Consider the following 13,861-nt stretch of genomic DNA (forward strand, 5'->3'; position numbering starts at 1 on the left):
CGGGGGCAGGTTCGGATGGGACGGGAGCAGGCCGGCCGGGCGCGGTCCGGGTGACGAGGGATGGCGGGGTGCGCCAGTCGGCTGGGGGCGCGGCGGGCGGGATGAGGTCCGGCATCGCCAGAGCGGACAGGTCGGTGCCGGCGGCCTGGGCGAGCTCGGCCTCGGCCTGCGCGGTGGTCAGGGCGCCGAGCCGCTGGGGGGCCTCGGCCTGGGTGACGGCTGCGTAGCGCTCGCGCTGTGAAGCCTCCAGGTCCTTCTTCAGGCGGCGGGAGCGGGCGGCCCGGGCCCGGCGTACAGCGCTGACCTGTTCCTCGGTGGCCTGGTCGGCCAGGTCCGCAGGACCCAGGTAGCGGCCGGTGGCGGCGTGGTAGACCTCGATGCGGTGATCGTGGTGAGGCATGAAGCGCACTCGGACCTGGATCCCGGCCTGACCGGTCATCCACGCACCCACGTAGTCGCGCTTCTTGAAGCGAATGCCGCGGGTGGTCAGCGTGCGGCTGCCGGCATCCTCCAAGGTGAACGTCCACAGATCCGCCGCGGACACGTCTCGCAACGGGGTGGGATCGTCCTGCCACGCCTCAAGCGGAGTCCTGCCCCGCAACGGCGCTGGGCGATGCTCGGTGTTCCACCACCGCGTCCAGGCCAGCAGCCGGGCGGTGAAGTCCTCGAAGCTGAGCAGCACCTCGTCCTTCGGCCGGGAAGGGCGTTTGCCGGGGCGCGGCTGGCGGGCATAGCCGGGCAACGCGGCCAGGAACATGCTCTCCACCGTCCGGTTCAGGCCCTCGACCGTGCCCTTGAGGTGCGGGGTGTAGGCGGGCAGGTCCTCCACGGTGACGTCTAGGAGATCGAACGCGGCCGTCACCGTCCGGGACAGGAAGTCCTTGCCACGGTCCACCTGCACCTTCTCCGGCAAACCGCCGAACGGGCCATAGGGGTCCTCGCGAAGGACCGCGGAGCGCAGCGCGGCCAGCACCGACTCCCGCGACGGATGCACCGGCGTGACCGCGACGCCGGTGATCGCGTTGGTGGCACAGTCCGTGAACCAGGTAATCCACGGCCTGCGGGGCTTGCCGTCGACATCGACCAGCACCGGAACCTGCATGTGGTCGGTCTCCCACACCTTGTTACGCCAGCCCCGCGACCGGGCCAGGAACACATCATGCTTGCGCGCCGCCCGCTCCCCACCCACAAGCCCCGCCCGCTCCCCCGGCGACAGATCCCGACGGATCGCCCGGTGCAGCGTCGGAATCGACGGGGGTGGATCCCCCTCGCCCCTAGCCGCGCGAGCGGCCAGCTCACGATGAACCGCCGCGACGTTCCCCTTCCACAGCCCCAGCAGAGCCCGGACCTCATCAGTAACCGTGAACCGCCCGGAATACGCGGCCCGCTCCCCCGGTGCCCGGGCCGCAGCCTCGTCCCGCTCAGCAGCCGCCAGCCACCGCCACACCGCACGCTCCCGCACCCCCAGCACGTCCGCCGCCGACCTCACCCGCCCAGTCGTAAGCTTCCCCTCCCGCCGCAGGACCAGCAGACGGCGCACCGCCGGTCCCCGCAACGCCCGAACCGACACAGCCGGCAAAGCCCCACTCGAACCGCCACCCGTCCCTTCCGGGGCCGGGCCCTGCACTCCCTGATCCACACCCCCGAGCACACCAACACCCATCGGCCAGCGGATCAGAACTCACAAAACTGAGACAGCGTCACCCCTCACGCGATAACGCCCCGGGACAGCGATACCCCGCGGTTCTCTCACGCCCAGGACAGTGGCCCCACACTCCCTCAACCACCACTGACCAGCAGCAACACCCCCAGGCCCGCTGTCACTCACCCACTGTCACAAAACAGAGAGATCGCAGCCGGGGTGCTCCCGGCGGCCGCTGGAAACTGTGTGACGAGAACCCAAGAGCACGCCGAGGACACCTGCCGCTTGTCTACCAGAGCCGTCTGCCGCTGTCCCAGCACGCCGTCAACCACCTCGCCGGCCTACTGCGACGCCACCTGAAGGCGATACGGTCCCGGTGGCGGGTCCTGCCGGCCGGGCAAATCACGGTAATCGTCCTGACCGTGCTGCGCCACGATCAGCGCCTGGCCAACATGGTCGGCGGCAGCAACGTGCCGAGTCCACCATCCGCCGCTGGCGGGACGAACCCGTCGCCCTGCTCGCCGCGCAGGCCCCGCATCTGGACCGTGCCCTGAAGAAGGCCGCCAAGCGGGGCGGGAAGGTGGTCCTGATCGACGGCCCCCTCATCCCCACCCAGCGCCGCACCAGCAGGGCCGACCGGTGCAACAACTCCGGCAAACACCGCCACCACGGCCTGCACTTCCTCGCCCTGGCCGACGAGAAAGACCGCCTGATCTGGGTTTCCGCCCGGCTCGGCCGCACCCACGACATCACCGCCGCCCGCCACGACCATGTTCTGGCCCATCTGCGCGCCGCTGGTCTCAGCGCCCTCGCAGACCTCGGCTTCCACGGCCCGGACAACGACGTACGTGCCCCCGCCATCGTCACTGGCTTCGCTGCCAGCCGTGCCCACAAGCTCACTCCTGGTCAGAAGGAGGCCAACCGGGTCCTCGCCGTCGGCCACGCGCCGGTCGAGCATGGTTTCGCCCATCTGAAGAACTGGCGGATCCTCACCAAGCCCCGCACCGACCCCGCCCGCGCTGCCCGTCTCCTGCGCGCTCTGCTCGTCCTGACCAACCTCAAAGTCAACCGCTGACTGTTTTTCGACAGGTAGGGAGATCCCCATGCAGGACAGTGGTGTTACAATGCCTAACACAATGAGGTGGGAGCGACGCTGATGAGCGTGTCTGGCCGACGAGTTGAGCGTTGTCCGGACCGTGGGGGCATCACCGTGGATCGTGTCGGATGAACTGTGGGAACGGATCGAGCCGCTGCTGCCGGGCAAGGAGCGTCGGTTCCGGTACCCGGGCCGCAAGCCGTTGCCAGACCGGGAGGTCCTGTGCGGCGTCCTGTACGTGCTGTACACGGGCATCCAGTGGGAGTACCTGCCCCAGGAGCTGGGTTTCGGGTCGGGCATGACGTGCTGGCGGCGGCTGCGGGACTGGAACGAGGCCGGAGTCTGGCAGCGCCTCCACGAGATCCTGCTGGCCGAGCTGAATGCCGCGGCGAAGCTGGACTGGTCGCGGTGCGTCATCGACTCCAGCCACGTGCGGGCGCTAAAAGGGGGATCCACACCGGCCCGTCACCGGTTGACCGGGGCCGGGCCGGCTCCAAGCATCACCTGATCACCGACGGGCACGGCACCCCGCTCGCGGTCCTCCTCACCGGCGGCAACCGCAACGACGTCACCCAGATGCTGCCCCTGCTCGATGCCATCCCGCCAGTGCGGGGACGCGTCGGGCACCCCCGCCGGAAGCCGGACTCGCTCTTCGCCGACCGCGGCTACGACCACGACATCTACCGCAACTGTGTACGCGAGCGAGGCATCGTGCCGGCCATCGCCCGCCGCGGGACCCGCCACGGAACCGGCCTGGGCACCTACAGGTGGGTGGTCGAGCGGAGTTTTGCCTGGCTCCACGGCTTCAAACGCCTCCGCATCCGCTGGGAACGACGAGCCGACATCCACGAAGCCCTCCTCTGCCTCGCTTGCTGCCTCATCACCCTCAGGCAGATCAACTCATTGTGTTAGGCGCTGTTAGTACTCCAGCAGCGATTCGTGTCCTGAGCTGCGTTTTTGGTAGTGACAGTGGTGGGCGATGGCTTGGTGGTGTCTTCTCCAGGCCGACCAGTTCAGTGTGTGGGTGATGGGGTCGCGGTCGGCTCGTGGGTGGGGCAGGAGAGTGTCCAGGAGTCGCCGGATTTCTGCCACGGTGAGAGGGACGAGGGCTGATCCGTTTCTGCAGCCCCCTTTGCGGCGTCGCCGGCCTGGGCTGCAAGTGCGGCCAGGAAAGCGTGGGCCAGCATGGCCAGGGTGATGTGCCGATACCAGCCGATGTAACGGCGGACCTCGTACTCATCCAGGCCGCACTCGTTCTTCGCGGCCTGGAAGCATTCCTCGATCGCCCAGCGGGAGCCGGCGATCCGGACTAGCTCAGCCAGCTCGATGCCCACAGGTGCGTAGGCGAGGTAGTAGGGGAGCTCGCCGGGGTCGGACAGGCTGCGGCGGGCCATGACCCAGCGGTGGTGCGTCGGCGGATCGGGGGCGAAGATCAGGTTGGTAGGCAGTTTGGCTGCGGCCCAGTCATAGACGCGCGGGCCCTTCGCCCCGTCCCCGCAGGACAGTCTCTGCCAAGCACCGCCGGGTGCTTCTTCAATGAGCTGGTCGATGCGCCAGATCCCGGCCAGGGACTTGATCTGCTGGGATTTGGGCACGGCGACGACGTAGCCGAGGTCGAGCTGCTCCAGCAGGCGGCGGAAGTGCCAGTCCTGCCCGTAAGCCTCATCGGCGGTAACCCAGGAGGCGGGCAGACCGGCGGTGATGCAGCGGCGGACGATGTCCCGGGCCAGTTCGCCCTTGGTGGCAAATCCTCGCTCATCTGGGATCTTCGCCGCCCGGCAGCGGTCACAGTCGGATGTCCAGGCCTTTGGCAGGTAGAGCTCCCGGTCCACCAGAGCCCGGCCTGAGCTGGTGGCGTAGGCGGCGAACACCCCGATCTGGCAATTGTCGCTCTTTCCCGAGGTCCCCGTGTATTGCCGGCCGACCCCGGCCGATGTGGTGCCCTTCTTGATGAACCCGGTGTCGTCGAGAATCAGCACACCACCGGGGCCAAGAGACTCACCGGCATAAGCCCGGACGTCGTCACGCAGGGCGTCGGCGTCCCAGACGCTGCTGTTCAACAGCCGCTGGAAGCCGTCCGGGGTGCGATGACCGGCCCACTCCGCCAACTGCCACCCGTTCTTACGAGCCGCCTGCCCCAGCAAGCCACGGACGTAGTCTCGCATTCGCCACCGCAGGTCCGCCCGCCCGAACCGGCCCGCCACCCGCGCAAAGACCGACTCCAACTCCACAGCCCAGCAACCGACTTGTACCATCCCCTCCATACCAGGGAAACAACAATCACCAGCTCAGGACACGAATCGCTGCTGGAGTATTAGACGCCATTTCACTTGGTCAGTCTGCGGTGGCATATGAGGGTCGCGGCGATGGCTGTGAAGGCGAGGAAGTGTTCGGGCTTGCGCTCGTAGCGGCGGTGCAGGCGGCGGCAGCCAGACAGCCAGGACACGGTCCGCTCCACGACCCAGCGGTGCCGGCCCAGGCGTCGGGACGACTCGATGCCCTTGCGGGCAAGGCGGTGCCGGATGCCGCGGGAAGCGAGCCAGCGCCGCAAGCGGGCGTAGTCGTAGCCCTTGTCACCGTGCAGCTTGCCGGGTCGCCGGCGTCGGGGGCCGCGACGTGAGCGGATGGGTGGGATGCCGCGGACCAGCGGGATGAGGGCCTGGCTGTCGTGGAGGTTGGCGGCGGAGATGCCGACCGACAGGGGCAGGCCCTGGCGGTCGACGATGAGGTGGATTTTCGATCCCCTCTTGCCGCGGTCGGTCGGATTCGGTCCCGTCAGATGCCCCCTTTGAGGGCCCGGACGCTGACCGAGTCGACCGCGCACCGTGACCAGTCCAGCTCACCTTTGGGCACCGAGTTCGTCCAAGACCAGGCGGTGGAGTTTGGCCCACACCCTGGCCTCGGTCCACTCGGTGAACCGGCGGAAGGCCGTCACGCCCGACAGCCCCAAGCCTGGTGGCAGTTGGTTCCAGGTGCAGACTGATGTGGCCACGAAGATGATGGCGGCCAGCACCTCGCGGTCCCCTCGCCGGCGATGCCCTCCCCCCCTGAAGGCGAACCGGTGCCGGCGGCACCACCCGCTGGAACAACGTCCACAGATCTTCCGGCGCCATCCTCTCGACAAGCGCAGCAGTCATCACCCCAGACTGCCGCAAGATCACGCCAACTGAAATGACGTCTTAATACGGAGCGCGGAACCACCCCTCACACACCCGGACCACCACCAGGCAGGCACACAGACCCAGGACACAGCCGGATCCCCCACGAGCGCAGCGGACAGAAGACCACCTCAGCCACGGAGACCTGGCTGCCGGGAACACCCCCGCGAACACGGGAAGCAGCATCTCTCCCGAGCTGTGCTCGAAACCCTCGTGGGGATCACCCCGCCTGCGCGGGGAGAAACACGTTCCCATCAGGCGCATGACCTGGCTGTCCCCTCGCCGGGCCGACGTCCTGTTCGCCATGCTCCGCGACGGGACCTTCTACGAGTCCCGGCCGACCACGGCGCTCAGCTGAAGTGCGGATCCGCCAGCGGCACCACGCGGTCGGCCTCGACATCGAACCCTAGAACCGGGTGGAGCGGATCAGACTCCGGAGTCAACATCACCGGCTTGCCGAGCCGACGCCTGACCGCCCGCAGCAGACGGCACAGCAGATCGACACCGTCCTGGCCCCGCAGCTCCCGCAGATTAACATCGAAGTCGATAGAGCCAGCCTCATACGCTCGAAAGATCACCAGGAAACCAGTGGCGGGCCAGACCCTCAACAATGCGTCGGCGCTCTCGCTGCGGACCAGCATGTCCGCAGCTCGCGGCAGCCGAACCGCGACACCGTCCTCGGAGTATTCGCACGACCACCCCTGCGACCGCACCAGATCAAGCACCGCTTGCCAGTCCTCGACCGAGGTGTCTGCGACACGCGCATCCGGCAGTGACCCCATCAGGTCAGGGTCGAAGAAGTTCCTGACGTCGTCCCACAGCAGATCTGGCATCCCGCCATGCTGCCTGGTCACCCCACCCGAATGCAGCCCGGTTCCTTGACGAACCCCATAGAGGCCCCCCGCAAGAGCGAAGAGCAGCAGCCCGGCGCTACAGGGCTGGGCATGCCACCGGGAACGCCCCCGCAAGCACGGGGAACAGTGCATAGTGCATAGTGCCCAGGCAGCCATACCGCAGCTCGGAAAACCCCGCACACGCGGGGAGCAGATCGAGCTCCGCCTAGAGTGCTACCGGGAGGTGGGGACACCCCCGCATACGCGGGACCACCGTCTGGGTCGCCGCGTCCGTGCGTTCCCTAACGATGGTTTTACCGGAAGGACTGCGGCCGTGCCGTACTGTCCAGTGACGGCATAGCGAGCCGTTGGCGCTGGTGCTCTCGCGCTTGGCAGTCAGGATGGATGGACTTGGTCGAAGAGGGCGAGGGCTTCGGCGGGGTCCGGGCTCACGAGGCGTTCCAGACCGGCTGTCGTGATCTTCGCCCACCTGCCGGCCCGTGCCCACATCTGTTCCTCGAAGGCGCGAACGGCCTCGTCCAGATCTTCGGGGCCGGTGGCGATGGCCTCGGCGAGTTCGGCTCCTTCAAACATCGCTAGGTTCGCGCCCGCCCCCAAAGGGGGCATCAGATGGGCGGCGTCGCCCAGTAGCGTCACCCCGAAGGCGTGGGTCCAGGTGTGGGACACGGGCAGGACGTAGAGGGGGCGGTGGACGAACATGGTGCCGTGGCGGAGGAGGTCCAGGACGGGAGCGGCCCAGCCGTCGAACAGAGCCAGCAGGCTCGATCGCACGGCCTCGACATCGGCCAGGTCCAGGTTCGTGTGCCAATCCAGCGGCGCGCGGAACTGGGCGTACACCTTGACGTGACCGCCGCTGTTGCGCTGGGCGACGAGAGCTCGGTTCACGCCGTACACAGCCAAGGAACCGTCGCCGATCAACCGGGCGAGGCCAGGGTGGCGGGTGTCGACGTCGTCGAGGGAGGTCTCGACGAAGGCGACACCGGTGTAGTGCGGCGTCACCGACGAGACCGCCGGGCGGACCCGGGACCAGGCGCCGTCCGCGCCGACCACGAGGTCGAACGTCTCCTGTCGCCCGTCCGCGAACTCGACCAGTACGCCATCCCGGGTCCCCGGCACCACCTGCGTCACGCCCCGCCCCCACTGAACGTCGAGAGGGCCGAGCAGCAAGTCACGGAGTTGTCTGCGGTCGATCTCGGGATTGGCCCGGTCGCCTGGACGCGGTCGCCAGTCGCGCAGGACGGTCCCGGCCGTGTCCAGGATGCGCATGGCTTGCCCCTCGGGGCGGGACAGCGCCTGGAACTCCGCCAGCAGCCCCGCCTTGTCCAGTGCGAGCTGGCCCAGCCCTTCGTGCAGGTCCAGCGTGCCACCCGGAGGACGGGCGTCGGGGGCAGCATCGCGTTCGAGGACAGTGACAGGGTGACTATGACGGTGCAGAACACGCGCGAAAGTAAGGCCGGCAGGGCCACTCCCGACCACGGCGATACGACGTCTCATGTCGAAACACTGTATTTCCACGACGCCGGGCGAACAGAGCTGACAGCTCTGCCTGACTCAATCCAGCACCTGGCCGACCTTCCGCTGGCCGGTGGAGAACAGCTGCATGTGACCCCACAGGCATCCGACACCCCTCCGGCAACGTTCAGTCTTTCGCTGCCGCCCCGCCTGCTGCACCTCCTACGACACACAACGAGCCCGCGGCAAGACCCACACCCAAGTACCCATCCTGCTCGCCCGCCAGCACATCAGCGTCCTTTACGCCATACTCCGCGACGAAAACCGTCTACGAGACCCGCATCCCCGAAGCAGCCGCCGCACGACCCTCGGCGTACCCGTGGTCGCGGTGGGAAGCCCACTCCCCTGAAGGACAACTTCCGATGAGTTCACCGCAAAGCATCGAAGTCCCTGACGCCCTGGTCGCGTCGTACACGAGGAACGGTGGAGAAGAGGAACGGACCTGGATCGCACGGCTGCCCGCGCTGGTGGCGGAACTGCTCGACCGATGGGACCTGGAGCGCGATGGCGGCATCAAGTCTGGCGAGGCCTCACTGGTGATATTAGTGCGCCGCACGGACGACACCCGCGCCGCGCTCAAACTCCAGATGCCCCGGGAGGAGACAACCGCCGCACTGATCGGGCTGCGAGCGTGGAACGGCAACGGCATCGTACGGCTGCTCGACCACGACCCGGAGAGCAGCGCCGTGCTGCTGGAACGCCTGGACGGCTCACGCACCCTGGCTTCCGTCGAGGACGACGACGTGGCCATGAACGCCTTGGCCGGACTTATGGCCCGGCTGCACTCCGCCCCAACACCCGAGGGCCTGCGCGGCCTCGGTGACATCGCGCGCGACATGCTGGCGTCCGTGCCGGCGGCCGTCGCCGCCTTGCCGGACCTCCAGGACCAGCGGCGGCTGCACGGCTGGGCATCGGCCGTCACCGAGCTGGTCGACGAACCCGGCGACCGGATGCTGCACTGGGACCTGCACTACGACAACGTGCTCGCCGCCTCGCGCGAGCCATGGCTGGCCATCGACCCCGAACCCCTCGTCGGCGACCCCGGCTTCGACCTGTGGCCGGCACTCGACACCGGTTGGGAGAAACCTCACGCCACCGGGGACACTCCCCGACTGGTGCGGCGCCGCTTCGACCTGCTGACCGAGAGGCTCGGCCTGGACCGCCAGCGCGCGGCCGGCTGGACCCTGGCCCGGCTGCTACAGAACACACTGTGGGACATCGAGGACGGGCGGACCAGCATCGACCCCTCCCAAACCACCGTGGCCCAGGCGCTGCCCCGCTACTGAACACGTCACCACTGAGGGCACCACACCACCAAACTACCCCAGACCAGCAAATGCCCTCACGACGGGGTCTTCGAGCCGTACAGGTGCCACGAAGCGACTACCTGCTCAAGACGCCGCCCGACGAGGTACTCAGGGTGCACACCGGCCCCGTGCAGCGGGCACTCACCTAGCTCTTCCGACTCCACCCGATGACCATACCCTCAGGCAGGGCCCCAGCTCACACGCTTATTCGGGACTGTCACGCCGGTGAAAGTCCGCTGGTAGTCCCAGTTCCCTGCCGGTGTGCTCTGCGGGGCTTGGGAGAGGTGCTCCAGCCTCACCATGGGATAGTCGGACGGGTCGTGGCTGCTGAGGCGGAGCCCATCCCCGGGTATCACCACGACGTCATCGCCGTCGGTGCGTTGAGGGAACGTGATGGTGCCGATGTCGATGGTGCTGTAGTAGAGAAGGGGGCGCATGCCGGTGGAAGACACCAGTGGCATGTTGTGGGACCTTACATCCTGCCCCGCCCCGCCCCCTGCAGCGTCCCCGGGTGCCCCGCGCCGGCCTAGCCCGGTGAACGGGGCCGTCCAGGACGACTCCGACGCCGTGATCACGCCGGCCGCATCACGATCACCTCGCCCGTGAACAGACGTTCCGGGAGGCGGGCTTCCGGCTCACGGGTCCAGTGTCGACTCATCGGCCCCCAGCTGACCACCAGTCTTGCGACCCTGGTTACAGTCCCTTCATGGCAAGTCACCCCTTGGACGGCAACGGCCATGACACGGCCGTGGTCGTCGCCCACGAGATCTACGGAGTCAACGAGCACATCAACGGCGTCGCCGAGATGCTTAGCCCGTACCGCTGCGATGTCTTCACACCCAGCTTCCTTCCGCCGGGCGTCGTGTACGCCCGCGAAGACGAGCCCAGGGCATACCGAGAATTCACGCGGGCCCCAGGCGTGGCGGGCATGGGCAACGCACTCGCGCAGTACACCGACGGCCTTCGTGAACGCTATCGCAGGGTGCTCTGCATCGGCTTCAGCGTCGGGGCCACCAGCACCTGGCTCGCGTCGGAAACCGGCGCTGTGGACGGCGCTGTGTGCTTCTACGGATCCCGGATCCGCGACTACCTGGACATCCAACCGACTGCCCCGTGCCTCGTCATCTTCGCCGAGCAGGAGCCCAGCTTCTCGGTGCCAGCAGTCGCCGAACGCCTGGCGGGCCGAAAGGGTGTCGTGACGGAGGTGCACCCCTGCCGGCACGGGTTCTGCGACCCCGGCAGTCCTCACTACTCCGCCGGGCACAGCCGTAAGGCGTGGACCTCGGCCACCCAGTTCCTGGGGCTGCCCCGCTGACGAGGGACCCCCTCCGGGAGGCACGCCCCATACAACATCGTTGCTCTAGCGTCCGCCCAGGCTGCTCCCGCCATCGACGTCGAGAACATGCCCGGTAATGAAGCCCGCCTCGTCGGACAGCAAAAACGTCACAGCCGCGGCGACATCGTCGGGAGTACCCAGACGCCCCATCGGAATGGACGCGATCGCCCTTCGCTCACCGTCACTGCCGACCGGCCGCGCACGACGGAACAGTTCCGTCGCCGTCGGGCCGGGCGACACCGCGTTGGACGTGATGCCATCCGGGGCCAGCTCCAACGCCCACGACCGCGTGCAACCCACCAGCGCGCTCTTGGCCGCCGCATAGGACGTACGGTCCCTGGCCCCATACGTCGCCCGCGAGGTGATGTTCACGATCCGACCGAACCGCTCCGCACGCATATCCGGCACCAGCGCCTGGACGATCTGAACCGAAGCACGCAGGTTCAAGTCCACCACTTGGTGCATGACCGCCAAGTCCAGGTCCTCGATGGGCTGGGGATGGGCGATGCCCGCGTTGTTGACCACCCGGCACACCGCACGCCCCTGGGTCACCTCCTTGAGCATGCGCGCGGTGTCCTCGACATCGGAGAGATCACACCGCAGGAACGTGCCGGGGAACTCTCCGTCGGGCGCGCTGCGAGCCACACCGATAACCCCGTACCCCTCCTCCGCCAGTCGCCGGGAAACCGCCCACCCGATGCCTTTGCTGGCGCCAGTGACAAGAACGTCTTTCATGCCGCTCCTCAAACCCTCGGTTCCGGCCGTTGCTCGCCCCATCCCCTCGCATACGGCCCACCTACACCATAAGAGCCACACAGCGCCGTGATCGACGAATGCTCAGCCGGCCTGGTCGAATGCTCCCTGGCCAGCTGAAGCGCTCCATCACAGATTTGAGCCCAAGCAGGGTAGTTGGCACCGTCAGGACTGCGTGAGCTGGGCTATTTGGGGACTTCCGAAGCACGTTTGTGGTCACCGGTGAGGCACCGTACCTGTCATCACTGGCCAGTTGGCAGCCTTTGTGTTACCAGTACGGAGACGGTACGCCATCAGCTCCTCGCGACGTCTCCAGGAGATGATGGCGGAGCGCGTTCTGAGCTGGGCGGGGCGTCCGTACCGGCTTCACGAGGGCGCGTCCCGTTTCGGCGGCCAGGGAAGCGCGTCCGGTGCGCGCCAGGCGCGTACGGCCGCCCACGACTGTGCCCCACAGGCCCGCGCCCTTGCGGCACGGCGGCCCTTCCGAGGCTTCCTCAAAGCCTTGGACAACCCTGAGCAGGCCCTTCACGGCCTTTCATGGCCGAAAACACTCTCCTCAAGCCCTTCACACAGGCCACTAAATGCGGTGGCCAGCACTGATCACTCATCAGCGCATCAGGGCACTCTTCACGTTTGGGAGAACCTCATGAGACGACTCCGCACCGCGGGTCTGGCACTTCTCGGCGCGACGCTCGCCGCCTCCGTCACGGCGAGCCCGGCCCAGGCGTCGCCGGGCGAGACCCGCACGGTGTGCGCCGACTCGATGACCCCGGACGGCTGGGTCGACGTGAACTGGGGCACCAGCGCCTCGTGCCGCGTGATGAGCGGCTCGAACATCAAGATGATCAAGCAACTGGACGGCCTCCCCGTCGGCACCCAGGTCAACGCCTGCGCCAGCGCGCAACCGCCGAAGGGCTGGACCAAGATCCAGACCTACTACAGCGGCGGCTGCGTGGTCTTCGTCAACTCCTCCTTCACGCCGAACGCCTGGCTGCTGCAGAAGACCTCCTGACCCAAAGGCGGCGAGGGCGCGGCACTCAGTCAAGCAGCCGTCACCGACCATTCCACCCGGTCCGGGGCGAGCGTGCGACCCGGTCGTACAGGACGAATGCGAATACGGGGCACAGCACATCGCCTGGCGATGCATCAGCTGGCAGGACGTCCTCATCAGCCCGTGACGCGCCCACGAACGGCGGCGGCTCTACCCTCGGGCAGGGGCCGGGCCCCCACCGTCGTTCTCTGATCTCCTCACGGAGGTCGCATCCGAGCCGCCTCCACGGGGCCGAGGGAGTGTGGAGACACTCCATCAGGGCCAGCCGAGGAAGCCGGTTGGTAAAGTCCGTCACCCCACACGCCTGAAGCGCGCCGTCAGGGCCGCGTTGGCAGTAGGGGTCCTCAGAGGCAGGCGTGGCCCAGTGCTCGATGGCTCATCCACACCGCAACATCGCACACCCGCAGCGCACTCACCGTCCCCGGTAGTCCCGCGGCCTGCCTCAGTTCCAGCAGTTGGCGGTGCAGCGTGGCGTCGTCCTCACGCAGCGCGGCATGGAGAGCGAGCCAGAAGGACGGCGGTCGGCCGACGGCACAGCGGACGCTTCGGTCGTAGACCGGAAGCAGTCGTGGACGCTTGCGGGCCAGAACCTTCCCGGCGATGACCCAGTTGACCCCGTATTGCTCGCAGAGCAGACTCCAGGCCTGACCCGCCGGCGAGCCGTCAGCCAGGACCGACACCTCGGCATCAGCCATGTCGATGTCCCGGGGAATGCCCTCCAGCAGGCCAGACATCCGCACCCCGAGGCGGCCCTCCAGAATGTCCAGCGCAACAGGCGCCGGAACGGTGACCGACAAGGTCTGCACCGCGACCATGCCCTCCCCCGTGATCCGGTCGGCAAACTCCGGCCGGCCTCCCCCACCAGCCAGATACTCGAACCGGCTCCCGGTAAACGCCACCGCTCCGGGTGGCATACCTATGCCGAAGTAACGCCGTAGGTCACCGACGACACGCTCGGAACTCAGCAAGACACGCAACCGCTGGCCCAACGGCGACAACGCTCCACCACAAACACCGGATGTTGCGTGAGGAACAGACATGAGAACACCATCCTTCTTCGAGATCTGAGCGGGTGAGGGCGCCAGAAAGTCCTGCCCGAAAAGCATGCGAGGACTGCAAGCACCCCCGTTGGGGCCCCTCCTTGGCACAGGA

The 13,861-nt window shown here is 67.7% G+C and carries 10 protein-coding genes and 3 pseudogenes; 5 read left to right on the forward strand and 8 right to left on the reverse strand.

Annotated features, from left to right (window positions below; translation table 11 throughout):
* Positions 1–36 precede the first annotated feature (36 nt).
* Positions 37–1,540: pseudogene (locus tag CYQ11_RS00075) on the reverse strand (Mu transposase C-terminal domain-containing protein); the annotation flags it as partial.
* 682 nt (positions 1,541–2,222) lie between these two features.
* Between CYQ11_RS00075 and CYQ11_RS30030 the strand changes: the two are divergent.
* Positions 2,223–2,717 carry a transposase family protein gene (locus CYQ11_RS30030; RefSeq protein ID WP_240003267.1) on the forward strand — a complete coding sequence of 165 codons (495 nt, stop codon included), beginning with the start codon at positions 2,223–2,225 and terminating at the stop codon, positions 2,715–2,717.
* A gap of 142 nt (positions 2,718–2,859) precedes the next feature.
* Positions 2,860–3,650, forward strand: a pseudogene (locus CYQ11_RS00085) (IS5 family transposase).
* A gap of 101 nt (positions 3,651–3,751) precedes the next feature.
* Here the strand turns inward: CYQ11_RS00085 and CYQ11_RS00090 are convergent.
* The 4 genes and pseudogenes from CYQ11_RS00090 to CYQ11_RS00105 all read right to left on the reverse strand — a co-directional run bounded on the left by CYQ11_RS00090 (position 3,752) and on the right by CYQ11_RS00105 (position 8,244).
* On the reverse strand, positions 3,752–5,002 hold the full coding sequence (locus CYQ11_RS00090; RefSeq protein WP_099198418.1) for an IS701 family transposase: 1,251 nt from the start codon (positions 5,000–5,002) through the stop codon (positions 3,752–3,754).
* Positions 5,003–5,064: 62 nt separating this feature from the next.
* Positions 5,065–5,875: pseudogene (locus CYQ11_RS00095) on the reverse strand (IS5 family transposase).
* A gap of 371 nt (positions 5,876–6,246) precedes the next feature.
* On the reverse strand, positions 6,247–6,729 hold the full coding sequence (locus CYQ11_RS00100) for a hypothetical protein (protein WP_099198495.1): 483 nt from the start codon (positions 6,727–6,729) through the stop codon (positions 6,247–6,249).
* Positions 6,730–7,125: 396 nt separating this feature from the next.
* Positions 7,126–8,244 carry an FAD-dependent oxidoreductase gene (locus CYQ11_RS00105; protein ID WP_099198419.1) on the reverse strand — a complete coding sequence of 373 codons (1,119 nt, stop codon included), beginning with the start codon at positions 8,242–8,244 and terminating at the stop codon, positions 7,126–7,128.
* Positions 8,245–8,624: 380 nt separating this feature from the next.
* Between CYQ11_RS00105 and CYQ11_RS00110 the strand changes: the two genes are divergently transcribed.
* The gene (locus tag CYQ11_RS00110) at positions 8,625–9,548 is read left to right on the forward strand and encodes an aminoglycoside phosphotransferase family protein (RefSeq protein ID WP_099198420.1); all 924 of its coding nucleotides are present in this window, start codon (positions 8,625–8,627) and stop codon (positions 9,546–9,548) included.
* A gap of 200 nt (positions 9,549–9,748) precedes the next feature.
* On the opposite strand, the gene CYQ11_RS00115 is transcribed toward CYQ11_RS00110, so the two are convergent.
* Positions 9,749–10,021 carry a hypothetical protein gene (locus tag CYQ11_RS00115; RefSeq protein WP_146104617.1) on the reverse strand — a complete coding sequence of 91 codons (273 nt, stop codon included), beginning with the start codon at positions 10,019–10,021 and terminating at the stop codon, positions 9,749–9,751.
* Between the two features lie 254 nt (positions 10,022–10,275).
* Here CYQ11_RS00115 and CYQ11_RS00120 point away from each other — a divergent pair, with 254 nt between their 5' ends.
* Complete coding sequence (locus tag CYQ11_RS00120; protein ID WP_099198422.1) at positions 10,276–10,884, forward strand: dienelactone hydrolase family protein; 609 nt, start codon at positions 10,276–10,278, stop codon at positions 10,882–10,884.
* 45 nt (positions 10,885–10,929) lie between these two features.
* On the opposite strand, the gene CYQ11_RS00125 is transcribed toward CYQ11_RS00120, so the two are convergent.
* Entirely contained in the window at positions 10,930–11,682 is a 753-nt protein-coding gene (locus CYQ11_RS00125) for an SDR family oxidoreductase (RefSeq protein ID WP_420894485.1), read from the reverse strand.
* A 622-nt stretch (positions 11,683–12,304) separates the two neighbouring features.
* Between CYQ11_RS00125 and CYQ11_RS00130 the strand changes: the two genes are divergently transcribed.
* Entirely contained in the window at positions 12,305–12,670 is a 366-nt protein-coding gene (locus tag CYQ11_RS00130) for a hypothetical protein (RefSeq protein ID WP_099198424.1), read from the forward strand.
* A gap of 383 nt (positions 12,671–13,053) precedes the next feature.
* Here CYQ11_RS00130 and CYQ11_RS00135 read toward each other — a convergent pair whose 3' ends face one another.
* Positions 13,054–13,815: a DUF6308 family protein gene (locus CYQ11_RS00135; protein ID WP_240003268.1), complete on the reverse strand. Its 762-nt coding sequence runs from the start codon at positions 13,813–13,815 to the stop codon at positions 13,054–13,056.
* Positions 13,816–13,861 lie beyond the last annotated feature (46 nt).

The sequence above is a fragment of the Streptomyces cinnamoneus genome (assembly GCF_002939475.1).
GTDB classification, from domain to species: Bacteria; Actinomycetota; Actinomycetes; order Streptomycetales; family Streptomycetaceae; genus Streptomyces; species Streptomyces cinnamoneus_A.

Coding starts and splice junctions, on each gene's coding strand:
- CYQ11_RS00090 (WP_099198418.1), bottom strand. CDS start 5,002: ATGGAGGGGATGGTACAAGTCGGTTGCTGGGCTGTGGAGTTGGAGTCG.
- CYQ11_RS00100 (WP_099198495.1), bottom strand. CDS start 6,729: ATGCCAGATCTGCTGTGGGACGACGTCAGGAACTTCTTCGACCCTGAC.
- CYQ11_RS00105 (WP_099198419.1), bottom strand. CDS start 8,244: ATGAGACGTCGTATCGCCGTGGTCGGGAGTGGCCCTGCCGGCCTTACT.
- CYQ11_RS00110 (WP_099198420.1), top strand. CDS start 8,625: ATGAGTTCACCGCAAAGCATCGAAGTCCCTGACGCCCTGGTCGCGTCG.
- CYQ11_RS00120 (WP_099198422.1), top strand. CDS start 10,276: ATGGCAAGTCACCCCTTGGACGGCAACGGCCATGACACGGCCGTGGTC.
- CYQ11_RS00125 (WP_420894485.1), bottom strand. CDS start 11,682: ATGGGGCGAGCAACGGCCGGAACCGAGGGTTTGAGGAGCGGCATGAAA.
- CYQ11_RS00130 (WP_099198424.1), top strand. CDS start 12,305: ATGAGACGACTCCGCACCGCGGGTCTGGCACTTCTCGGCGCGACGCTC.
- CYQ11_RS00135 (WP_240003268.1), bottom strand. CDS start 13,815: ATGCTTTTCGGGCAGGACTTTCTGGCGCCCTCACCCGCTCAGATCTCG.